1 protein-coding gene is annotated in these 313 nt (G+C 70.3%); it reads left to right on the top strand.

Translation table 11 applies throughout. The features are described 5' to 3' along the window. A partial coding sequence (locus H7I41_RS15795; protein WP_264013551.1) for an acyltransferase family protein occupies positions 1-313 on the top strand: 313 nt, incomplete at both ends.

Here is a 313-nt window from a genome sequence, read left to right as displayed (position 1 = left end):
GCTCACCGGTGTCCGTGCCGTCGCGGCGCTGTTGGTGGTGCTCACCCACGCCGCGTACACCACGGGTAAGTACCCGCAGGGCTACTACGGGCTGACCCTCTCGCGCGCGGAGATCGGGGTGCCGATCTTCTTCGTGCTGTCCGGTTTCCTGTTGTTCCGGCCCTGGGTGAAGGCTTCCGCGGCGGGGCGGTCGGCCCCGTCGGTGCGTCGGTACGCCTGGCACCGGGTGCGCCGGATCATGCCCGCCTATGTGGTGACCGTGCTGGTCGCCTACGCGATCTACCACTTCCGGGAGGCCGGGCCGAACCCCGGC

Origin of the sequence: [Mycobacterium] manitobense, from assembly GCF_025821665.1 — a bacterium.
Classification (GTDB): domain Bacteria; phylum Actinomycetota; class Actinomycetes; order Mycobacteriales; family Mycobacteriaceae; genus Mycobacterium; species Mycobacterium arseniciresistens.
This window is presented reverse-complemented; position numbering and strand designations above follow the sequence as displayed.